General features: G+C 59.2%; 19 protein-coding genes and 1 pseudogene. 8 read left to right on the plus strand and 12 right to left on the minus strand.

The features are described 5' to 3' along the window. Positions 1-27 precede the first annotated feature (27 nt). Positions 28-1,395, plus strand: coding sequence for a GntP family permease (locus AR456_RS20065; RefSeq protein WP_021819388.1), 1,368 nt, complete (start codon positions 28-30; stop codon positions 1,393-1,395). Here the strand turns inward: AR456_RS20065 and AR456_RS20070 are convergent. The 6 genes from AR456_RS20070 to AR456_RS20095 form a co-directional block, all read right to left on the minus strand. Continuing rightward, entirely contained in the window at positions 1,345-1,896 is a 552-nt protein-coding gene (locus tag AR456_RS20070) for a thiol-disulfide oxidoreductase DCC family protein (protein ID WP_021819389.1), read from the minus strand. The two genes, AR456_RS20065 and AR456_RS20070, sit on opposite strands and share 51 nt — an antisense overlap. A gap of 58 nt (positions 1,897-1,954) precedes the next feature. Next, a complete protein-coding gene (locus AR456_RS20075) occupies positions 1,955-2,632 on the minus strand; it encodes an RraA family protein (RefSeq protein ID WP_021819390.1) in 678 nt (225 codons plus the stop codon). A 96-nt stretch (positions 2,633-2,728) separates the two neighbouring features. Continuing rightward, on the minus strand, positions 2,729-4,033 hold the full coding sequence (locus AR456_RS20080) for a TRAP transporter large permease (RefSeq protein ID WP_021819391.1): 1,305 nt from the start codon (positions 4,031-4,033) through the stop codon (positions 2,729-2,731). 3 nt (positions 4,034-4,036) lie between these two features. Next, positions 4,037-4,558, minus strand: coding sequence for a TRAP transporter small permease (locus AR456_RS20085; protein ID WP_021819392.1), 522 nt, complete (start codon positions 4,556-4,558; stop codon positions 4,037-4,039). A gap of 10 nt (positions 4,559-4,568) precedes the next feature. Next, on the minus strand, positions 4,569-5,546 hold the full coding sequence (gene dctP / locus AR456_RS20090) for a TRAP transporter substrate-binding protein DctP (protein WP_021819393.1): 978 nt from the start codon (positions 5,544-5,546) through the stop codon (positions 4,569-4,571). A 267-nt stretch (positions 5,547-5,813) separates the two neighbouring features. Continuing rightward, the gene (locus tag AR456_RS20095; RefSeq protein WP_021819394.1) at positions 5,814-6,755 is read right to left on the minus strand and encodes a LysR family transcriptional regulator; all 942 of its coding nucleotides are present in this window, start codon (positions 6,753-6,755) and stop codon (positions 5,814-5,816) included. 210 nt (positions 6,756-6,965) lie between these two features. Here AR456_RS20095 and AR456_RS20100 point away from each other — a divergent pair, with 210 nt between their 5' ends. Together AR456_RS20100 and AR456_RS20105 are read left to right on the plus strand one after the other, a co-directional pair. Continuing rightward, positions 6,966-8,288 (plus strand): ArgE/DapE family deacylase, encoded by a 1,323-nt coding sequence (locus tag AR456_RS20100; protein WP_021819395.1) that lies wholly within the window; start codon positions 6,966-6,968, stop codon positions 8,286-8,288. A 174-nt stretch (positions 8,289-8,462) separates the two neighbouring features. Beyond that, positions 8,463-9,449, plus strand: coding sequence for a LysR family transcriptional regulator (locus AR456_RS20105; protein ID WP_021819396.1), 987 nt, complete (start codon positions 8,463-8,465; stop codon positions 9,447-9,449). A gap of 116 nt (positions 9,450-9,565) precedes the next feature. Here AR456_RS20105 and AR456_RS20110 read toward each other — a convergent pair whose 3' ends face one another. The 6 genes and pseudogenes from AR456_RS20110 to AR456_RS20135 all read right to left on the minus strand — a co-directional run bounded on the left by AR456_RS20110 (position 9,566) and on the right by AR456_RS20135 (position 15,965). Beyond that, positions 9,566-11,296, minus strand: a complete 1,731-nt coding sequence (locus tag AR456_RS20110) for a thiamine pyrophosphate-binding protein (protein WP_021819397.1) — start codon at positions 11,294-11,296, stop codon at positions 9,566-9,568. Continuing rightward, complete coding sequence (locus AR456_RS20115; RefSeq protein ID WP_021819398.1) at positions 11,293-12,069, minus strand: HpcH/HpaI aldolase/citrate lyase family protein; 777 nt, start codon at positions 12,067-12,069, stop codon at positions 11,293-11,295. The genes AR456_RS20110 and AR456_RS20115 overlap by 4 nt, the downstream gene beginning before the upstream one ends. A gap of 2 nt (positions 12,070-12,071) precedes the next feature. After that, complete coding sequence (locus tag AR456_RS20120) at positions 12,072-13,358, minus strand: TRAP transporter large permease (RefSeq protein WP_021819399.1); 1,287 nt, start codon at positions 13,356-13,358, stop codon at positions 12,072-12,074. Next, positions 13,355-13,834 (minus strand): TRAP transporter small permease, encoded by a 480-nt coding sequence (locus AR456_RS20125; protein ID WP_021819400.1) that lies wholly within the window; start codon positions 13,832-13,834, stop codon positions 13,355-13,357. The genes AR456_RS20120 and AR456_RS20125 overlap by 4 nt, the downstream gene beginning before the upstream one ends. After that, on the minus strand, positions 13,834-14,811 hold the full coding sequence (locus AR456_RS20130) for a TRAP transporter substrate-binding protein (protein ID WP_021819401.1): 978 nt from the start codon (positions 14,809-14,811) through the stop codon (positions 13,834-13,836). The genes AR456_RS20125 and AR456_RS20130 overlap by 1 nt, the downstream gene beginning before the upstream one ends. Positions 14,812-15,072: 261 nt before the next feature. Further along, positions 15,073-15,965: pseudogene (locus tag AR456_RS20135) on the minus strand (dihydrodipicolinate synthase family protein). A gap of 271 nt (positions 15,966-16,236) precedes the next feature. On the opposite strand from AR456_RS20135, the gene fhuE reads away from it, so the two are divergent. The 5 genes from fhuE (at position 16,237) to AR456_RS20160 (ending at position 23,088) form a co-directional block, all read left to right on the plus strand. After that, entirely contained in the window at positions 16,237-18,492 is a 2,256-nt protein-coding gene (fhuE, locus tag AR456_RS20140; protein ID WP_236995525.1) for a ferric-rhodotorulic acid/ferric-coprogen receptor FhuE, read from the plus strand. Between the two features lie 173 nt (positions 18,493-18,665). Then, positions 18,666-19,886, plus strand: a complete 1,221-nt coding sequence (locus AR456_RS20145; protein WP_021819404.1) for a hypothetical protein — start codon at positions 18,666-18,668, stop codon at positions 19,884-19,886. A 35-nt stretch (positions 19,887-19,921) separates the two neighbouring features. Next, positions 19,922-20,551, plus strand: a complete 630-nt coding sequence (locus AR456_RS20150; protein ID WP_021819405.1) for a Vgb family protein — start codon at positions 19,922-19,924, stop codon at positions 20,549-20,551. A gap of 169 nt (positions 20,552-20,720) precedes the next feature. Further along, positions 20,721-22,229 (plus strand): NfeD family protein, encoded by a 1,509-nt coding sequence (locus tag AR456_RS20155; RefSeq protein ID WP_021819406.1) that lies wholly within the window; start codon positions 20,721-20,723, stop codon positions 22,227-22,229. Between the two features lie 43 nt (positions 22,230-22,272). Then, positions 22,273-23,088 (plus strand): slipin family protein, encoded by an 816-nt coding sequence (locus tag AR456_RS20160; protein ID WP_021819407.1) that lies wholly within the window; start codon positions 22,273-22,275, stop codon positions 23,086-23,088. The last annotated feature ends 57 nt before the right edge of the window (positions 23,089-23,145 follow it).

The following is a 23,145-nucleotide window of genomic DNA, read 5'->3' on the forward strand; positions in this document are numbered from 1 at the left end:
CTGCAACACCCTCATGGAGCATCTGCTGTGGAAGTTCTGCATCTTGCGATAGCTATCTTTCTGATTCTGGTCTTGATCCTCCGCTTCAAGCTGAATCCGGCCATCAGCCTGGTCATCGGTAGTCTCTACCTTGGCCTGGCCATGCAACTGGGCATGACCGGTACAGTGGATGCCATCAGCCGTGGTTTCGGCAACATCATGGCCGGTATCGGCCTGCCGATTGGTTTCGGTGTCATCATTGGTCAGTTGATGAGCGACTCCGGCGCTGCCCACAAGATCGCACATACGCTGGTCAAGAGCGCGCCTCGCAGCGCCGGGCTCTATGCATTGGGGCTGACCGGTTTTCTGCTGTCGATCCCGGTGTTCTTCGACGTCACCTTCGTGATTCTGGTGCCGCTGGGCGTTGCACTGGCAAAAACACTCGACAAGCCGCTGCCCTATGCCATCGGCGCGCTGGTCATCGGTGCCGCCACCTCACATACCATCGTACCGCCAACACCCAACCCGCTGGCTGCCGCAACGATCCTCAACTTCGATATCGGAGTGATGACATTCGCAGGACTTGCGGTCGGTCTTGTCACGGCGCTGGTAGTGATGAAGGTCTATTTCACGATCCTCGACCGTGGGCTGTGGAATGCCAGCAAGGACGAGCTGAAAGTATCGGGTGTCGGTGGTGATGGTGATGGTGATGGTGAGGTCCCGGAAGGATTCGATGCGATTCCTCTGTGGCAGGCACTGGCCCCTATCGCCTTGCCGATTCTGTTGATCCTGACGGGCACGCTCTATGACTTCTGCCAGCAGACGGGGCTGCTGAGTGGCAGCGAATTGCCCGCTGCCGTGGCCTTCATCAGCGACCGCATCGTCGCTCTGCTGGCTGGCGCCCTCGCCGCCTATGCCGTGGCATCACCTAGCATGGACCGTAACCAGCGCGATACCTCCGCCGCCAGCGGATTGCAGACAGCTGGTATGGTCTTGCTGGTCACCGGCGCAGGTGGCTCGCTGGGCAGTGTCATTGAAGCCACCGAGATCGGCACCATGCTGGTCGACAGCGTCTTCCGTGAAACACAGTCTGCACTCGGCATGATCCTGCTTACCTATGGGCTGGCCGCGATCTTTCGTATCGCTCAAGGCTCGGGAACCGTGGCTGGTATTACCGCCATGACCATCATGGCTGGAGCCGCTGCAACAGGAACGGTTGACCCACTATGGATCGCACTCGCCGCCCTTTCTGGAGGAATCAGTATCGGCCACGTCAATGACAGTGGTTTCTGGATTACCACCCAATTGGCGGGCTTCAGCGTGCGTGGCGGATTCAAGACCTACACACTCGGCGAAGCGCTGGTGTCACTGACAATCCTTGGACTGACACTGATCGGCGCAACCATCTGGCCGTAATGCGTCATCAAGACCGGTCGAGCGCGGTTCTCGGGGAATATCATCAATGAAGCGCGCTCTGGCCTCCGGCGATGGCACCATGCAGCGATCACGACGACCAAACAGGCGATACCGGTTACGGGCGAGCCAGCGATATCCGGCATCCCGCCAGGAGCGCGGTATCACCCGAATCACCCGTAACCATCGCCAGCGGCCAGGCAGGCGACCAAGCACAGCAATCACCGCATCACTCTCCTGCAGCGGACGACCATTGGCGAAGAACAGAAAAGTTGAAGGGTCTGAGGAATCAATCCCGAAACGTTCGGCAAGATACTGACCATAAGGCGACTGGATCGCGGAGAAGCGGATAGCGCCGTGGCGGTCGATGCGCAACAACCACTGGACCTGTGCAGAACAGAAGTTGCACAGCCCATCGAACACCATCAGCCCATCCGGTTCCTGAGCTGAAGCTGCTGGGGTTGTCGAGGCGTTGTCTACCCGGCTGACGGGATCGACCGGCATATTCATGGCTCCTGTCGCTGACGTCAGGGTAACACGCCTGCCTCCATGGCCGCTGGCCTCACGACTCCGTAGATGTAATCAGTCCGGCTTCGACCAGCGCGGTGGCACCGCTGATATCTGGTAGACACTCCCCCGCAGCGAGCCGTTCCAGAATCTGCAGTTCCTGACGCTGTAGCTCCAGGGTGTGATCCGCTACGGCATCCACTTCGTCTGGCGTCAGCACCACCACCCCATTCTCGTCGGCCAGCACGATATCACCGGCGTTGACGGATACACCGCCGACGCTGACCGGGTGATTCAGGCTGCCGCCCTGGTTGAGCAGTCGCGTGGTCAAGGGTGAGACTCCACGACTCCACACCGGAAAGCGCCGCTGACGAATGGTTGCAAGGTCGGTAGCCATGCCATCGATCACCACACCAGCAATACCAGCACGGCTGGCGACCTCCGTCAGCACCCCACCCCAACAGGCATGACGACGATCGCCCTGACGCTCGATCACCAACACATCGCCAGGACGCAGCAGGCGCATGGCGTGACTGAGCAAGGTGCCATCCGCCGCTGGCAGCGACAAGGTGACGGCAACCCCCGCGATACGCACTTCATCCAACTGACAACGAATCTGCGGTTCGACGAAGCCACGATGATGGAAATGGCCGATGGTCGCCGTCTCACATTCCAGCAGGCGCTGCCGACGTTCCTCGGACAGTGGCTCGGGCATGGGCGCAATCGTATACATGGGTCATCAATCTCCAGGTGTGGGCAGCCTCGGGACAAGCTCGATAACGGCCTGCGCAGGCCGTTACTCGGACCATGCTCGAAAGGTGGCCTGTTCTCAAACAAGGCTCGGCAGGAAAGTCACCAACCCCGGCAGCAGATAGAACAGCAGCATACCGAGCAGGAAACACAGCACGATCGGCCAGGCTGCCGCGAAGATGGTCGGCATCGAGACACTCGGTGCACCACCCTTGATGGCGAACAGGTTATAGCCAAACGGCGGCGTCAAACTGCCGATGGCGAGGTTGATCAAAAACAGCGTCCAGAACCAGATTGGATCGAACTCATAGGCTTTTACCAGCGGTGCATAGATCGGGATGACCACCATCATGAAGGCGATCTGATCGATGAACATGCAGGCCAGCAGCGGGATCACCATCAGCACCAGGAACATCAACGCAGGGTCGAGATTCAGGCTGGATGCTGTCGCCACCAGACCGGCCGTGGCACCGGTAAAGGACAACAACTGACTGAACAGCTTGGAACAGGCCAGAATGGTGATGATCATGGCGCTGATCGACAATGACGACAGCAGTGACTCTCCGGCCATCTTCAGGCTGAAGCGACGGTAATAACAGGCGACCAGAATCGCGCCCAATACGCCGGTAGCTGCTGATTCGGAAGGCGTCGCCACACCCAGCATCATCAACCCCAGCACCGCGAAGATGATGATGCTGAATGGCGCCATATTGGCCAACGCCTTCACTCGCTCTTTCCAGGTCCGATCACCGACATCATCGGCAGCCGGTGCACAGGATGGGTCCTTGATCAGGCAGAAGACGACATAGGCCACAAACAGCAGTGCCAGCACGATACCGGGAATGACACCGGCAATCAGCAACCTGGCAATCGAGACATCGACCATCGAACCGATGATGATCACCATCAGACTTGGCGGAATGATCGCCGCAAGGCCGGCGCCCCCAAGTATCAAGCCGATCGACAGGCGATCCTCGTAGCCACGCTCCTGCATGGTCGGTAATGCAGAGCGGCTGAGCATTGCGGTGACAGCCAGCCCTGAGCCTGACAGCGCGCCGAATAGTGTCGATAACGCCACTACGAAGAAGTAAAGGCGTCCCTTGATACGCCCCATGAGCGTATCGAGTGAGTCGAAGATCACGTCGATGGAACCGGATCGAAACAGCAACTCGCCCATCAGCACGAACAGTGCAATGGTTGTCAGTGTCTCAGAGGTCACGGTGTCATAGACGCTATTGGAGAATAGCCCGAAGCCCGCCGTACCCATCAACCACAGGGTGCCGATGACGTTGATCGCCAGGAAGGCCACGAAGATCGGCACCCCCATGGCAAACAGGATCATCAGCAGGGTGATGGCGAGGCCGAGCGTGACATACCATTCCATCAATCAGCGCTCCTGCTCAATGTCGTCATGCGGCCACTCAACGCTGTCCGGCAACAGACAGCGGCGCAGGAAGTACAGCGCAGTGCCGACGAAGCCATAGCCGATAAAGGCCGATATCCAGAACTTGGGAATACTCAGACCCATGGCGGTTGTGGTGCCGCTACTGAACTGCCTCAGTGTCTCACTGACCAGCATCCAGGCCGCAATCAGACAGATGGCCCCGGCCACCAGCGCGATAACGCGCTCATAGTGGCGACGAACACGCCCCACCATCTGCTCCTGGAGAACTGTAATCGCGATATGTCCCTGACGCCTCGCCAGCTCGGGCATCGCCAGACTCGCAGCAATACACAGACAATAGGCAATCACCGAGCTCGACCACAGGGTCGGTGCATTGAAGAAATAGCGCGCCACTACCTCGATCCAGTAGGCGACGACGATGCCGCACAATGCGGCACCGCCAAGCAGGAAACCAAAGTGTGTCAGCCGGTCCTGAACACGCAGCAATGCGTTCAGCATATTCATTGCCTCACGCTCACGGTGTCATGCCGTTCTGCTCGGCAATCTCACGCATGCGGGTCACGGCTTCCGGCGATTTCTCCATACCCAACTGCCAGATGCCTTCAGTCATCAGCTCATCCAGACGCTCGGCATCCTCGGCAGCAAAGTGGGTTTCCTGCATCCCCAACTCCTCGAGTGCCGCCCATTCCTCGCTCGCCAACTGATCAAGAACCGGCACGATCTCGGTTTCCAGTGCCTTACCCTGCTCCAGCAATGCGGTCTGTTCAGCTTCAGGCAGTTGCTGGAAGCGGTTCAGGTTCATCAGCAGGTAGGTATAGGTCTGGCCAAAGGTCGGCTTGGTGAAATAACCAGCCACCTCATCCCAGCCCAGGTCCTTGACGCCATTGAGCCCCCAGGCAGCGCCATCGATGACGTTACGATCGAGTGCCGAATAGACATCACCGCTGGCCATCAGTACCGGTGTACCGCCCAGTCCCTGGGTGACGCTGGAGTAGGACGGACTACCACGCAGGCGCCGCCCTTCAAGGCTGGGAGCACCATCGATGGGCTCCTTGAGCACATACTGGAAGCCACTGGAGCCAAGCGGAACGATAGCCAGCAGCTTGATGCCGAGTTCGTTGTACTGGCCGTCGATGAAGTCCCACAAGCCAGACTCACGTGTTCTAGCGGGATCCACCGGAACCGAATCCATGGCCGCGCCAACCCCGGTGGTATTGGTGTGGTAGGCACCATGGGTATAGAGCACATCAAATACCCCGGCGGAGACCGGCTCCAACTGCTCGAAAGGAGGTACAACGTCAGGGCCGCTGAGGTTGAACGATAACTCGCCCTGCGAAGCGCTCTCTACCATGTCGATATAGCGCTCCGCCACTTCCCGGGTATAGGCCGATGTCGCGGTATAACTGGTCAACATGCGCAGATCAGTGGCCGATGCCTGGCTACATGCCAGCACCAGAGCCGCCAGGCTCAGGGTCTTGAGTACAGGTTTCATGGGATTCTCTCATTGTTTTGTGGATCCTCTGAATCAAGTGCCGTCACAGGTGAGCACGGTGTCGCGTGGTGACTCACTCTGCTCGGTGACTTTTCAGAGCAACCTTTGTGTCTTGTTCTGGAATCGGTAAGGAAATCTCTGTCGCAGCCGTACTGCTTCAGGCTAGCCAGTCGTGACCATTGCAGTCAACGAGAAACAAGCGGTTGGTTCTTGGTATTTTTAATACTGTGAATTTATAAAATTTATACTAGAAAACATTTCAATTAATCAGCACGAAAAATCACTGCATTTCGCCCTTTCATCTTCATTAAACCTATCCATATATCGAATAAATTCATCAACAAAGGCTTGCCCTGCCAGCGTCAATGCATCCTTCTTCCACAGCAGGTACAGCTCGATATCGCAGATGCCGCCATCTGGCGGAAGCTTCTTCAATCTCGCCCTTGCCACTTCAACATCTGCACTGTGTTGGGGCAGGCAGCCAATACCGTAGCCAGCCACCAGCAGCCGCACAATTTCGTCATAGTCAGGAGAGGTAGCGATCACCTTGCCGGTAAACCCATGCTGATCGCGAAAGATCGTCAACGGCGAGAGGCTACCGCCAATCATATCGCTGGAGAAAGACACGAACTCCTCATTGGCCAGCGCCTCGAGGCCAACTGAATCACTATCAAACAGAGGATGGTGAACACCGCAGTACATGGAGTAACGCTGTCGCAGGAAGAAGTGCCGCTCAAGCCCCTTGACCGGCCGCGGCGCAAGGCCAATACCAATGGTAGCGGTCGCCGTCTTGACCGTATCGATAATGTCGTCGCTGCGCATCACTTCCAGATGGACATTGATCGCTGGAAAGCGGGACCGAAAGTGGCTCCAGAAGCCGTCATAGGCATCCGAGAGTATGCGGCTTGCGGCCAGCACCTTGATCTCACCAACGACATCATTGTCTACCGACGACAGCAGCAGTGGCAGCCTGGCAATATCACCATTCACTGCCTCGGCGATATCGTAGACATGCTGGCCGGAACTGGTGAGATAGAAATGTCCGCCACTGCGTTCGATCAGCTTCCTGTCGAGCTGGGTTTCGAGCCTGCGCAGCGCCTGGCTGACGGCAGACTGGGTGAGGTGCAGCCGAGCCGAGGCGGCGCTGATGCTTTGCATCTGCACAATAACCTGAAAGGTGCGCAGGAGATTCCAGTCCAGCCTGTCCATCAGCACTCCCCTTTATTGTTCACCCAAGTTCACCCACATCGCTCACTTGCGTTGTCCTCTTGCCGGCATCAATCCCGCATGCAGCCATCTCGGCATTGAAGCATATCAGTATAGGTAATATCGACTATCAGAATTGATCCATTGACCGCTCTTTCGACGCCATGCAAATCTCAGTGATCATCATGATTCTGTCGAAACAGGAATCCCGCAATGCTATCCGAAAACCAGATACAACGTATAACAAACTCGGTTGACATACTTTTTGATGAGCAACTGAAATTCACCCAGAAACTCGTCAAGTTTCCTTCGCTACGTGGCCAGGAACATACCGCACAGGATCTGATGTTCAAGGCGATGTCCGAGCGTGGGTTTTCCATGGATCGCTGGAAAATAGATGTTGCTGATATTGAGCACCACGAGGGATTTGGTCCGGTCACGGTCTCCTACGAGAATGCCTTCAATGTCGTCGGTACCTATCGCCCCGACTCCCAGCTTTCACAAGCCGATGCCCCCGAGGGTCGTTCGCTGATCCTCAACGGCCATATTGACGTTGTACCTACCGGCCCGCTGGAGATGTGGAGCCGCTCACCGTGGCAGCCAGATATCATCGATGGCTGGATGTATGGCCGCGGCGCGGCGGACATGAAAGCCGGGTTGGTCGCCAATCTGTTCGCCTACGACGCGGTACGCACTGCAGGCCTGCGCCCCCAGGCACCGATCTACTTCCAGTCGGTGGTTGAGGAGGAGTGCACCGGCAATGGCGCTCTCGCCGCTCTGCTACGCGGTTATGAAGCCGACGCGGTCATCATTCCCGAGCCGGAAGAGAACATGCTGGTACGCGCCAATGTCGGCGTACTGTGGTTCAAGGTTCGCATGCTCGGCCAGCCGTCTCACACCCGTGAAATGACTTCCGGCTTCAACGCCATCGATGCTGCCTATGCCGCTATCCAGGCACTGCGCGGGCTCGAGAAGGAATGGAACGACGAGAAGGACCAGCACCGCTACTTCGAGGACCTCGAACACCCGATCAATTTCAACATCGGTCAGATCAATGGTGGTGATTGGCCATCCACGGTGCCCCCCTGGTGCGAGTTCGATGTGCGTGCCGCCATCTATCCGGGCATGAGCGCCAACGATGCACGCGAGCGCATCGAGCAGACGCTGGCCGAAGCGGTCAAGACTGATACACGGCTGGGTGGTGAGATGCCGGAGATCACCTATACCGGCTTCTATGCTGAGGGCTATGTGCTGGAAGAAGGCTCGGACGCAGAAAAGACCCTGCGCCAGTGCCACGAGACCGCATTCAAGAGCGAACTACAGAGCTTCACCACTCCCGGCTACCTCGATGCACGAGTCTTCACCATCTATGGTGATATGCCGACTCTCGTCTACGGCCCGGTATCAAAGGATATCCATGGCTTCGACGAGCGTGTACACCTCGAATCACTGAAGCTGATCACCAAGACGATTGCACTATTCATCGCTCAATGGTGTGGGGTACAGGAGTCCAACAACACCGCTGGCAACGACTGACCACCAGCCGGTGTGACGTGACGTTGCCTGGAACGACATTGTTGATGATGCCACTCGTGCCCGACCTCGTCGGGCACGACGCCGTCGGGTAGCCGCTGTGATATAACAACACAGATCCCGCGCGGTGCCGCAATGCCCGCCGCCCGCTCCACTCATTGGTCAGGGAGTCATGCCATGCGCCCCATCCACGACACCCTCGACTGGAATCTGCTGCGTACCTTCATCGTCATCGTTCAGGAACAAAGCGTTAGTCGGGCGGCCACTCGCCTGTACCTTTCCCAGCCTGCCGTCAGCCTATCGCTGAAACGCCTTGAGGAACGCCTCGGGCAGAAATTGATCGAGCGCGATAGCCATCGCTTCCGAGTCACTGAAGCCGGCCATCTCGTCTATCGCGAAGCGGTGGAGATCTACGCCAATGTCGCCAGACTCGCAGCGTCAGTCGGCGAATCGGACCCGGAGATTGCCGGACATATCTCACTGGCCTTCGTTACCGGTATCGAGTGCTGCTTCCTCGACAGCGTGCTGGAGCAATTCCATCAGCGACACCCGCATGTCACCTTCGAGATCGAGGACATGTCGAGTATGGAGGTTCAGCAGGCGCTTCTGCAGCGCCAGAGCCTGCTGGGAATCTGCCTGATGCAACGCACGCCGGATCACCTGACTGGCCATACCCTCGCCCGCCAGCAATACCGCCTGTACTGCGGCCCTCATCATCACCTGTTCGGGCGCCACAACCTATCCATGGATGAGCTCAAGTTGGAACCGTATATCTCCTTCAGTAGTGAACAGCTGGATGGTGTTCTCTCGCCGCTGGCCGTGTTCCGCGCCAATCAGGGGCTGAAGGGGCCAGTGGTCGGCCAGTCCAGTCGTCTACAGGAAATCCAGCGCATGATCGAGGCCAGCATGGGCATCGGCTGCTTACCTGAATACACGGTGATGCGTGATGTGAAGGAAGGTCGACTATGGCCTTTGCCGCCCTACGATGGTGTCGCGCCCATCGACCTGAACGTGCTGTGGCACAGCGATGAGCGCTTCAATGTCGTCGAACGGACCTTCATCGAATTCTTCCAGAATGCGCTGGCCAAAGTGCCGCTGGAAGACCGACTGAGTCGGGGCATCGATACTGCTCCACCGGACCTCAAACAGAGCGCCGCATCCTGAGTGCGGCCCTGCTACGATGACCCGCCGTGATGACCCGCCGTGATGGTCCACTGTGATAGCCCCTCCCGGGAGCTATCACAGCGGGCCGTCAGCCTGAAGGCACTGAAACTACCGCGTCAGTCAGCGGCAGTCTGCTCGGCGATGCGTGCCAGCGCGGCATCGCGAATCTCGCTGAGTCGCTGACCCGGGGCGATATAATCGGACTCGTAGCGCAACTCGATCAGTACCGGAAGCCGCTCGCGCTCGGCAAATTCCAGCGCCCAGCGCAACGCCGGCTCAACGTCCTCGTCACGCTCGACAACCCGCCCCTGGCCACCGTAGGCCTCGACCAGAGTGGTAAACGCCGGGTTGGTGAAGGTCAGGGCGATCTCGCGACCTGGGAAGTCACGCTCCTGGTGGGCGCGAATCGTGCCCCACATACCGTTGTTGAACACCAGCACCACAATGCCGAGACGATACTGCAAGGCCACACCCAGCTCCTGCAGGTTCATCTGGAAACAGCCATCCCCCGCGAAACACACCGCCGGCCGCTCGGGAAACTCGAGCTTCGATGAGATCGCCGCAGGTAGCCCGTAGCCCATCGAACCGACCGTCGGTGCCAGCGAACTGCCCAACCCCGAGAAGCGTACGAAGCGGTGTGGATAGAGTGCGTAGTTGCCCGCCCCTACGGTGACACAACCCTTGCCATCCAGCAGACGATCCACGCACAACCCGACGCGGTCGAGGTTCAGCTCTCCCGGTGCAGGTTGAGGCTCCCGCGTCGCCAGGTATTGCTGGTTGGCCTGATGTGTTGCCTGCTGCCAGCGAGGCTCACTGTCCGGCTGCAACTCACCCAATGACTGGGCAAAGCCAACGACATCGGCATTGATCGCCAGGTCAGCTCGATAGACACGCCCCAGCTCTTCCGGGTCGGGATAGACGTGCACCAGTGACTGCCGCGGCTCAGGCGAAGTAATCCACGAATAACCCTCGCTGGTCGCTTCACCGAGACGTGTCCCTACCGCAATCAACAGATCACAATCGATCAGCCGCTGGCGCAGGTCGCCATCCATGCCCATCCCAACATGACCAGCAAACAATGGGTTACGCTGATCGAAGCATTCCAGGCGACGCCAGGCGACCCCCACCGGCAGTGCAAAGCGCTTGGCAAACTCGGCGATCTGCTGCTGAGCCTCAGCTGTCCAGCCGCTACCGCCGAGCAGCAGGAAGGGGCGTTCGGCCTTGGCTAAACGCGCCTTGAGCTCATCAAGCTGCGGCTGACCGGGGTAGACATGCAACCGCGGCATCGGCTCGGCATCGGCGACCTCCGCCTCACCCCACAAGGTGTCTTCCGGCAACGCCAGCACCACCGGCCCAGGGCGACCGCTGGTCGCCACACGCCAGGCGCGGGCGATGTACTCAGGGATACGATCCGTGGCGTCGATCTGCGCCACCCACTTGGCCATGGGACCAAACATGCGGCGGTAATCGATCTCCTGGAACGCCTCACGCTCGACAAAGTTATTACCCACCTGACCGACGAACAGAATCATCGGCGTGGAATCCTGGAAAGCCGTATGCACGCCTATCGAGGCGTTCGTCGCCCCCGGACCACGGGTCACGAAGCAGATACCCGGGTCACCGGTCAGCTTGCCATAGGCCTCGGCCATATAGGCGGCGCCACTTTCCTGACGACAGACAATAGGCTCGATGGCATCACGATGCTCGTTGAGCGCATCGATACAGGGCAGGTAACTCTCACCGGGCACAAGAAAGACGCGGCGTGCGCCATGCTGACGCAGCTGATCGACCAGAATCTGGCCGCCATTGCGCCGCGCCAATGCGCCGGATGATGGTTGCTTGGTCATGGAGTGTTCTCTTTATTGGTGGTGTCTTGAGAGTTATGTCCGAGGGCATGATGCAGTGGCGCAATCTGGCGGGGATCGACAACACAGCGCGCATGGAAGCCCTGGCGTCGAGCCCAATCCTGATCCTCGACAAAGCCCTCGGCTTCAGGCCAGGGACCATCGATCGCCACACAGTTGGCACGCTGGCAGGTATTCAGAAACCGGCTTCGCCAGGCAACCAGCCCCGATGCGCGATTGGCTCGCTCGAGCCCCAGGTCGGCCGCCAGGTCACCGCTGCCCAGCAACGCCGCCTGCAGACGCCCGGAAGCCAGAAGGATTTCCGCTGCGTGATTCAGTCCAGTGCGGCTTTCAAGGGTAGGAATCAGTAATGTGCTGCCGACAGGTAACCCCAGGCGCAGTTCGTGTTCGGTCAGCAGCCTATCGAGCCTCTCGATGTGCTCCACCGATTCCACCTGAGGCAGGAACACCACTGCCGGACCAGCCGGCATCAGCCATGCCAACTCCTGCTCGCCGCCGTTATCCAACTGATTGATGCGCACGGCTGCCAGGCAATGCTGGCGCTCGCAACACGCCTTGATTTCGGCAAACTCAGCACACGTCTGCTGGCGATGGCTGGCGGGCGTGAACTCCTCCAGATCCACCACCAGCACGTCGGGGCCAGCAGCCAGCGCCGCCTCGATCCGGGCGTGATCATGCCCTGCAGTGAACAACCAACTGCGTGAGGCACTGATCGGTGACATGCGAGTGGCTGAAGCATTTGTGGGCGATGCCATGTTCAGCCCTCCATCAGATTCGGCAGGAACAACACGATTTCAGGCACGAAGGCCACCAGCAGCAGCACCGCGATCATCGCCGCCAGCATCAACATCAGGTGGCGCAGCGAGTACATCACGCTGATTCCGGCGATGCGGCAGGCCGCCATCAGATCCACGCCCAGTGGTGGTGTGTTGGCGCCGATCGCCAGATTGATGGTCAGTAACACACCGAAATGCACCGGATCGATGCCGTATTGCGACAACAGCGGCAGCACAATGGGCGTCACAATGATGATGATGGCGATGCTTTCCATGAACGAGCCGAGCACCAGCAGGATCGCCATCAGCAGCAACAGCACGCCGAAACGGCTATCGGTGAAGTCGCCGATCAGCGTGGCTATCGCCTGGGGCACCTGTTCATAGGTCAGCCCCCAGGCAAACATGCCCGCAGCACCGATGATCACCAGAATCGCTCCCGAGGTCTCTGCGGTGGCGATCACACTGTCGATGATCGACTTCCAGGTGAGGCTACGGTAGACCACCAGCCCCACCACCAGCGCATAGACGATCGCCGAAGCAGCCGCTTCCGTCGGTGTGAACACCCCGAAGCGAATACCGCCGATGATCAGTACCGGCACCAACAGCGCCGGCAACGCGCCGATAAAGGCCTTGCGGCGCTCGCCAGGCTCGGCACGCTGGCCACCCGCCCAGCCATGACGCCGCGATACCAGGATCGCCACTCCGGCCAGCGCCAGGGTCAGCAGAATGCCGGGGATCACCCCACCCATGAACAGCTTGCCGACTGAGGTGTTGGAAGTGGTGCCGTAGACGATCATCACGATGCTGGGTGGGATCACCGTACCGACCGAACTCGCAGTGCCGACCAGCGCACTGCTGAAGCCCTTGTGATAACCACTGCGCTCCATCGCCGGCAACAGCATGCTGCCAATCGCAATCACGTCTGCAACCCCGGAGCCGGACAGTGCGCCGAACATCATGCAGGCCAGCACCGCGACCACCGCGAGCCCACCGCGAATATCGCCGACCATCGCCATGCACAGGCGCACCAGGCGCTGGGTAAGGCCAGCGTGGTTCATCAGTTGTGCGGCCAACACGAACAGCGGGATAGCCAGCAGCGTGAAGCTTTCCATACCGGTGGCGAACTGCTGAGCGGCAACCATCATCGGTGCCGCGCCAAACGCCAGTAGATAGGCCAGTACCGCCAGTATCAGGCCGAAGGCGATGGGAATATCCACCAGAATCGCCAGCGCGAAGACACCGACCAGTGTCAGGGCACCTATAGTCATGAACGCTTCTCCTGCGCCAACAGCAGTTCAACCTGCATCAGTGCCATGCCGATACATCCGACCGGTACCGCCATATAGGTCACTCCTGCCGGTATCTGCAGGGCGGTGGTGGTCTGCGACATGGTCAACCAGGCCAGATCCCAACCTGCCTTGGCCAGCAGCAGGAACATCGCCAGCAACAGCACATCCATGACCCGAGTGATCAGCCGCTGTGCCGACACCGAGCTGACAATCATCGGCATCAACCCGGCACTGAGGTGGCTGCGCCGGTAGGTACAAGCCACCGCTGCCAGCAGCGACATCCACACCAGCACCAGTTGGGGAAGCTCCTCGGCCCAGTGGGGCGGCGCACCGACCACCCAGCGCATGAACACCGTATAGCTGACCAATATCGCCAGTAGTGCCGCACCGAACCCAGCCACAGCGAGACACAGCTGAGCAACGGCGTGACACAAACGTCTCAGGGAAGTGATCATTACGGTGCCTGCTGATACTGCCTGACCAGATCCATCAGCTCGGTGCCGAACACTTCTTCATAGTCCGCCCACACGCCCTGAACCGCGTCCCGGAAGGCCGGGAGATCAACCTCATTGATCTGCATGCCGTGTGACTCAAGCTCTGCAGCCAAGCGCTCATCATCCTGCTGCGCCATGGCGCGTTGCTCGTTCGCCCAATGCTCTGCCGCCTGTTGAACTGCCTGTTGATCTTCCTCGGAAATCCGCTGCCAGACATGTTGAGACATGGTGAGGCAGGCCGGAACCCAGACGTGCCCAGTCAGCGAGACATAGTCCTGAACCTCGTAGAACGACGAGGAATCGATGATCGACAGCGGATTCTCCTGGGCATCGAAGACTCCCTGCTGCAATGCCGAATACAACTCGCCAAAGGCCAGCGGCGCGGGACTGGCACCCAGGGCGGTAAAGGTATCCAGACGCATACGGTTCGGCGTGACACGAATCTTCAGGCCCGCCAGGTCCTCAGGCGTGGTGATCGGTCCCTTGTTGTTGGTGACGTGACGAAAGCCCAACTCCCACCAACCGAGAATCTTCATGTTGTATTGCTCGGCAAGGTCTTCCAGCGCTGCACCCAACTCACCATCGTAGGCGGCATAGGCCTGCTCGCGGGAATCCCAGGAATACGGTAGCTCGACAATACCGAAACGGGCATCGAGCGGATCAAAGGAACTACAACCAATCAGCCCCGCCGGAACGCTACCGATCTGCATACCCTCGACCATGGTCTTTTCATTGCCCAACTGCCCGCTGGGAAACAGTTGGAAATTGACGCGTCCTTGCGTGGCATCACTGACTTCTTCAGCGAAGCCTTCTGCAGCGATATGCCAACTGTGAGTCGGTGCCAGCACATGGCCGAGTTTGATATCCATTGCCTGTACAGAAGCCGATGCACAACCAAGCACGCCAAACATGGCCAACGAGAGAGCTCTGATCTTCATGTCGATACCTGCTGTCAGTAGTTATTGTGATGATTCAGCACCATCGAGCGTCAGCCAGGCGGTCAGATAAAACAATTTGCGATTTTTAATTCATGGCATTTGTCTGGCTTATACGAAGCACAACCGCCTGGCCCGCAGGTAGGCCAGTAGGCTCCGAGAAAATCACTGAGCAGGGTCAACCACATCGAGGCAGTCAAAACTGACCGACAGCAGATTGCCGGTCGTCAGGGGGAGAACAAGCAGAGCGTGAGAGAGGCTGTCTCAGCTCAGTTGCAACTCATCAATCAGCGCTGCAAGCCGCTGTCTATCGCTATCCTCCAGCGTCTTGAGAGGCAAAGGTAGGCAAGGGCTATCCACCAGCCCTTTCAATTCCGCAGCGGTAGCCACTGCACGCAGGCTGCCACCCGTCTGACGAAACAGGTCCCACAGTGGTTGAAGCCGTTCTGACAGATGCATGGCCTGCTGTGCATCACCCGCCTGAGCGGCGCGGGTGATGGCCAACGCCGTGTCGGGGAACACGCCAGCAATTACCGAATACCAGGCCTCGCACCCGGCATTCAAGCCCATGGCCGCCATGCCATCACCACTGACGCCGATGCTCACATGAGCCGGAATCATGCTGCGCAGGCGATCGACACGCGCTCTGGCCTCATCAGTACCTGCCGGAACACCGGGAATCTTGATCGAACGCACACTCGGTAGCTGAGCAATCCGACCATGCAATTCATCACTGAATTCAAAACGTGTCGTGCCTGGGTTGTCATAGACACATAGCGGTACCGACAGCTCACGGGTCACGACGTCATAGAGGCCGAAAACTTCCTCGTCCGACAGCTTCTGATACGACACCGGGGCCAACAATACTCCGCTCGCCCCGGCTTGCTGCGCATCTTCGGCCAGCGCCAGCACATCGCGGGTACGCAAGGCTCCAATGCCGATGATACCGGCACATTCCCGGCATGATTCACCGCGAGCTGGGCAATACGCGCACGCTCGGACCGCGTTAGATAGGCGTAGTTTCCCGTCGATCCCAATGCACCAATCGAGTCGACTCCAGCCGTGGACAGTCGCTCGACCAGGCGGACAAACGCCGACTCATCGAGACCGCTCTCGTTAGTGGGGGATAACGGAAACGCACTGAGCCCCGAAAACATGTCGACTCCCTCCTGGGTCTAACACCCGTGGCGATGGAAAACGCTGAAAAGCGGAATCCACGATCTCACTTCTCGCAGCATCAGGCTACCGCAGCTTGAAGCGACGCCGCCATACGGAGTCCAAAGCATATGCTCTGCGCGCACCGATAATGGTTGCGAATGATATTCCATATTATTAGCATTAACAAAATTAGCTAGATTACATCTGGCTTCCCGCCAAAAAATCCATACCAATCAGGCACGCTCATGTGCCATCAAGGGAGCGATCATCGTGGAACCGTCGTCACCGTGCCGTACTTTGTGCTGGAGCAGTAAACACACAGCTATCGATTCGGCGACGCATCCACCCTCTCTACCGAAAACAATATCGCTGACCACCCTGGCATCTCTGGTCCTGCTGGGGTCCGGTGCAGCCCTGGCCCAGCCAACCACCTCAGACAGCCCTGGCAACACAGGATCCGCTAGCGGTACGGACTCCACCACCAGCAATAGTCAGCTCGACACCATGACGGTGACGGCCACCAATCTCTACGAGAATGTCGGTTATACCCGACGCAGCACCAGCGCCGGTACGCGCCTCGAGCTCAGCCCGCGCGAGGTTCCGCAGTCGATCAGCACCATTACCCAGCAGCGCATTCAGGATCAGAACCTCGAGACCATCGAGGATGTGCTGGCCAACACCACCGGCATTTCCACGCGCTCGATCGACAGCAACCGCATCGACTTCTATGCCCGCGGCTTCCGCATCAACAGCTACCAGTACGATGGCATCCCCACGCTGAACACCGACAATCGCTGGTATTTCGGTGAAGGAGCCCTCAATACGGCCATCTATGACCGGGTCGAAGTCGTACGCGGTGCCAATGGCCTGATGACCGGAGCCGGCAACCCCGGCGCCTCGGTCAATTTCATCCGCAAACACGCCGACAGCCAGCAGCTCACCGGCTCACTGTCCGGCTCCGTTGGCAGTTGGGATCAGCAGCGTGCCGTTGCCGATGTCAGCACTCCACTGACCGAATCCGGCAATGTCCGCGCTCGCTTCATCGGCGGCTACGATGAAAGCGATGGCGAGCTCGATCGCTACAATGAACGCACGGCATTCGGCTATCTGGTGATCGATGCCGACATCACCGACGACACCACGCTATCGGTCGGGTATGACGTCCAGAACACCCACGCCAACTCGCCCACCTGGGGCGGTCTGCCGCTGTGGTACAGCGATGGCAGCGAGACAGACTATCCGCGCTCGTTCAGCAGCGCTCCGGACTGGTCCTACCAGGATTTTGAATCCGAGAAGGTCTTTGTCGACCTCAGCCACCGCTTCGCCAACGGTTGGGAACTGCGTGGCGCGGCGACTCACGCCAAAACGGATCTCGACGCCAGATTGATGTACGCCAGTGGCTTCCCCGACCGTAATACCGGACTGGGCGTGACCAACTTCACCGGCTGGAATCGCGGCAAGCGCCAGTTGGACTCGCTGGACCTCTACACTCGTGGACCGTTCGAGCTGGCCGGACGCGAACACGAGCTGGTGGCCGGTATCAGCTACAGCAACCAATCCAACGACTACGACAACTCCTTCGCACCAGCCTTTGCTGCAGGCGACTTCAACCACTGGGATGGCTCGACGCCCGACCCCGATTGGAGTGAATGGACGCCGCTGGAAGGCACCAAGGTCCTCCAGCGCGCAATGTACGGCGCCACTCGTTTGTCACTGGCCGACCCGCTGACCCTGATCCTCGGCGCACGCTACACCGAATGGGATGGCGACAGCTGGTCCAGCAGCGGCGGCTCACGCTCCCAGAGCCAGGAGTCGATCACGCCCTACGCCGGGCTGATCTACGACATCAATGACCAGTGGTCGGCCTTCCTCAGCTATACCGAGATCTTCCAGCCTCAGGATAATCGCGATGCCGATGGCGACTTCCTCGATCCGGTGGTCGGCAGAAACTACGAAACCGGGCTGAAGGCGGACTGGTTCGATGGACTGTTGACCGCTTCCGTGTCGGTGTTCCGCATCGAGCAGGACAATGTTGCCCAGGCCGATCCCTTGAGCGAGGGCTCGATAGAGACGACCTACCACGCGGCAGAAGGTGTGGTCAGCGAAGGGATCGATTTCGAGCTCAATGGCGCCGTCACCGACAACCTCGACCTGACGCTGGGAGCCTCGCACTACACAGCCATCGATAGCGACGGCCCATACAACACCGATCAACCACGCACCAAGGTCGACCTGTTCGGACGTTATCGCGTCCCGCATTGGCAGCAACTGGTCGTGGGTGGCGGCCTGAGTTGGCAGAGCCATACCTATACGAATGATGCCGCCGGCCCCCAGGGCACGACCACCTTCAGCCAGGGCAGCTATACACTGGCCGACCTCTTCGGTCGCTACCAGTTCACGCCACAGGTAGCGCTGCAGGTGAACATCAAGAACCTGTTCGATGAGAAGTACTACAGCTATCTCGACGGCTATGGCGTCTACGGCGACCCCCGTAGTGCTACCGCGACACTGAGCTATGCGTTCTGAGGCCCCAGCAGGGGCCGCTTTCCACACAGCCCTGCCTACTCAGCGCTATGTGGTTTGCCAGCCATTCCACGTGTGTTGCTGTTGCTTTCGATATACCTCATAGGCGCGATGCCATGAGATATATTCAGTAGAGGTAGGCGACGGGCGGGAGTAACAACTGTGGCAGGATTTCGATGGACACTCTGATAGCGGCTGCGGCGCAGTCGCTCGAGGCTGGCGACCCCATCAGTGCCTTGAACCGAGTCGCCCTGCGAGACGATGCCCATGGCCTGGCGTTGAGGGGCATCGCCATGGCGCAGCTCGGTGATCTCGCCCGCGCCCGGGAATTGCTGCACAGCGCGGCACGCGCATTCGGCCCCGATGAGGTCGTCGCCTGTGCCCGATGTGTCGTCGCCGAGGCCGAGATTGCACTGGTCTCGCGTGACCTCGATTGGTCGGCTAGGGCACTGGATGACGCGAGGCAGACGCTCGAAACACACGAAGACTGGAACAACGCCACTCATGCGCGCTACCTCGAAGCCCGACTGCTGCTGCTGACCGGACGTCTCGATGACGCCGACTCCATGCTTCCCAGGCGAGATCCCGCCCACCTGCCCCCCACCTCGCGAGCGACCCATGAGCTGGTGGTGGCGGGCATCGCCATGCGACGCCGACAAGCCGCATCGGCACGTCGCGCTTTCGCCCGAGCCATGGAGGCCGCACGCCAGGCGGGAATTCCCGCTCTGCTGGGGGAAATCGAAAACGCTGCGCGTGTACTGAATGCTCCCGTGGCACGCATGATCACCGAAGGTAGTGAACGGCCCCTGCTGCTTGACGAAGTCGAAGCTCTGGAAGCCTCCGACACTCTCATCGTGGATGCCTGCCGCCATGTGGTACGTGACACTCACTGCGAGGTCTCGCTGGCGACTCGTCCGGTATTGTTCGCACTCGCGCGTGCATTGAGCGATGCCTGGCCAGGCGATGTGCGGCGGGACATGCTCATCACTCGCGCCTTCAGAACACAGTATGCCGATGATTCGCATCGTGTTCGCTTGAGAGTCGAAATCGGGCGGCTACGCACGGAGCTTCGTGGCCTGGCCGAGCTACAATCCACACGACAGGGCTTCAAGCTGATACCGCAACAGGCTGCCAGCGTCGCCACCCTCCTCCCCCCCGTCGAAGAACGCCATACCGGCTTGCTTGCGTTGCTTGCCGATGGCGAGCTGTGGTCCAGCTCGGCGCTGGCAATGGCCCAGGGAGTCAGTCAGCGCACTGTGCAGAGAGCGCTCGATACCCTTCAGGCTGCCGATAAGGTACAGGCATATGGGCAGGGCAGAGCACGCCGCTGGGCGATCATCCCTGTGCCAGGATTCCCGACAACCTTGTTACTCCCTGCTCCGTACTCCGGTGGCTAGGCTGGAAGCTCCAATCCAGTAACGAGGACAATGTCATGACCCCATCGACTGCCAACGTTATCCACGAGTATTCCCTGGCAGATGTCGACAGCGTGAACGGCGTCACCCATGACGGCCAATGCGTCTGGGTGGCAACCGGAGAGCGACTGATCGCCATCGACCCCAACACCGGCAAACCACTGCGCTCGCTTGATGTGACCTGTGACGCCGGAACCGCCTTCGATGGCCACCACCTGTTCCAGCTTTCAGGCGACAAGATCCACAAGGTGGACCCTCAGAACGCCCGCATAATTGCCACCATCCCCGCTCCCAACGACGGCTTGAACTCAGGGATGGCATGGGGCGAGGGCTCACTGTGGGTGGGGCAGTACAAGGAACGGAGAATCCATCAACTCGACCCCGAGACGGGCGAGATCCTGCGTACGATCAGGAGTGATCGATTTGTCACCGGCGTCACCTGGTGCAATGGCGAGCTATGGCATGGCACCTGGGAAAATGACCAGAGTGACATAAGGCGAATCGACCCACAGACCGGCCAGGTACTTGAGTGCCTCGAGATGCCGACCGGCAAGGAGGTCTCAGGACTTGAAAGTGACGGCAACGGTCAGTTCTTCTGCGGTGGTGGAGACGTCGGCATGCTGAGAGTCGTGCGCCGTCCCCAATGAAGCTGAAGATGTAGCGCATCATCGGGCTTGGGAGAGGCTCGGAAGGAGATAACACACCAGGGCCGACTCGATGGCGAAGAAAATTCTCCGCTATCAACCGAGGCGAGCTATTAACGGAAGCGGGCTATCAACTACAGTAAAAGTAGCCCTTTCGTTATTGGAGGTCGCCATGTCGGCACCTGGGCTTCGATCCTTGAGCTGGGTGTTATCGCTGCTGAGCCTGCTATTGGCCCTGGCACTTACCATGCTGGCATCGGCGCAGGAGGAGCCCGCCGGAGATAACCCACGCCAGGCACTGATGTTGTCGATCGACGGCAGCATTGGCCCCGCCACCAGCGATTATTTTCAGCGCGGGATCGAAATCGCCGAAGAGCGCGCTGAGCTGCTGATTCTGCAACTCGATACCCCCGGAGGGTTGGATGCCTCCATGCGCGACATGATCCAGGCGATGCTCTCGGCTGAAGTACCGGTGGTGATCTATGTCGCCCCCGCCGGAGCGAGGGCCGCCAGTGCCGGCACTTATCTACTGTATGCCAGTCATGTGGCAGCGATGGCGCCAGCCACGCATCTCGGTTCAGCAACACCGGTGCAACTCGGTGGGTTGCCGGGGATCGGTGGCGAAGAGCCGCAACAAGGTGAACAGGACGATGATCGCTCGACGAGCGATGGCACCGGCACCAATGAACAGGACAGCACCACTGAGGACAGCGCCACCGAGAACGGCGGTGAGAATGCTGGCAACAACGAAAACGGCGAGCAGCGCGGAGCGCAAAAACGTCGTGGTGAGACGGCCATGGAGCGCAAGACGCTTGAAGACGCCGTCGCGACGATTCGTAGCCTCGCCCAACGCCATGATCGCAACGCCGACTGGGCCGAACGCGCGGTACGTGAAGCCGTCAATCTAACTGCTGATGAGGCACTGGAACGCAACGTCATCGAAGTGCTGGCAACGGATATCGACGACCTGCTGACACAGCTCGATGGCCGAACAGTGATCATGGCCGATGGCCAGCGCCAACTGGACACCAGCGGACTGATCGTCGAACGCCTCGATCCGGACTGGCGCACCGAGCTGTTGTCCGTCATCACCAATCCCAATGTGGCCTACCTGCTGATGATCATCGGCATCTACGGTCTGATCTTCGAACTGATCAATCCCGGCGCGATGGTGCCCGGTGTGATCGGTGCCATCTGCCTACTACTGGCGCTGTATGCCTTTCAGGGCCTACCGGTCAGTTATGCCGGTCTGGCCCTGGTTCTGCTCGGTCTGGCGCTGATCATCGGCGAAGCGCTGATGCCAAGCTTCGGCATTCTCGGCTTCGGCGGTATTGCCGCCTTCGTCTTCGGTTCGGTAATTCTGATGGATGATCGCCAAATGTCCGTATCACTCCCACTGATCGGTGGCATAGCGCTGGTGGCCTCTGGCGTCATGCTGTGGATAGTCCTGCGCTTCATGACACTGCGTCGGCGACGCGTGCGCACCGGCCAGGAAGAAATGATCGGCGCTGAAGCCATAGCGCTGGATGATTTCACCGGCAATGGCCATGTGCGTTTGCATGGCGAACGCTGGAATGCACACGCATCGATACCCGTGCACCAGGGGCAGCGGCTCACGGTAGTTGCCGTCGACGGGCTTACTGTCGAGGTGAAACCCGCCGACTCCCCAGCAACGAGCTGATGTCAGTCGACACCGAGCGCGTTGCGACTCAAGGAGGCTCATCATGTTGATTTCCTATCTCGTTCCGGTGGTGCTGATACTGCTGTTGATTGCGGCATCGATCCGTATCCTGCCGGAGTACAAGCGTGGCGTAGTGTTCTTTCTCGGCCGTTTCCAGGCCGTCAAGGGACCCGGGCTGATCATCATCATTCCGCTGGTTCAGAAAATGCAGGTGGTGGATCTGCGCGTCATCACCATGGACGTCCCCGAGCAGGACGTGATTTCCAGGGATAACGTCACGGTGCGCGTCAACGCGGTGCTGTATTTTCGGGTAGTCGATGCAGAGAAGGCGATTATTCAGGTTGAGCATTTTGTCACCGCGACCAGCCAGTTGGCGCAGACGACACTACGTTCAGTGCTGGGTAAGCATGACCTCGACGAAATGCTCTCCGAGCGCGACAAGCTCAACGACGATATTCAGGAGATCATTGATAGTTCAGCAGAGTCCTGGGGGATCAAGGTCGCCAACGTCGAGATCAAGCATGTTGATCTCGATGAGAGCATGATTCGCGCCATCGCCCGCCAGGCCGAAGCCGAACGTGAACGGCGCGCCAAGGTGATTCATGCCGAGGGTGAGTTGCAGGCCTCGAAGAAGCTGGTCGAAGCAGCCAATGTAATGTCCGAGAACTCAGCGGCACTGCAGTTGCGCTATCTGCAGACCATGAGTGATATGAGCAACAAGAACGCCTCAACCATCGTTTTCCCGCTGCCCATGGACATCATGGAGGCGTTCAAGACCATGAGCCGAGGCGTGCCCGGAAAGCCCACTCCGCCACCAGCGCGTAGCACGCAGGATGACAGCGACACCGAGCAGAACTAGTGTTGTCGGTCATTACCTCGCACACAGTGTAATGACCGTCGACGATTCCACCTGACC

Source organism: Halomonas huangheensis (assembly GCF_001431725.1).
Taxonomy (GTDB): Bacteria; Pseudomonadota; Gammaproteobacteria; order Pseudomonadales; family Halomonadaceae; genus Halomonas; species Halomonas huangheensis.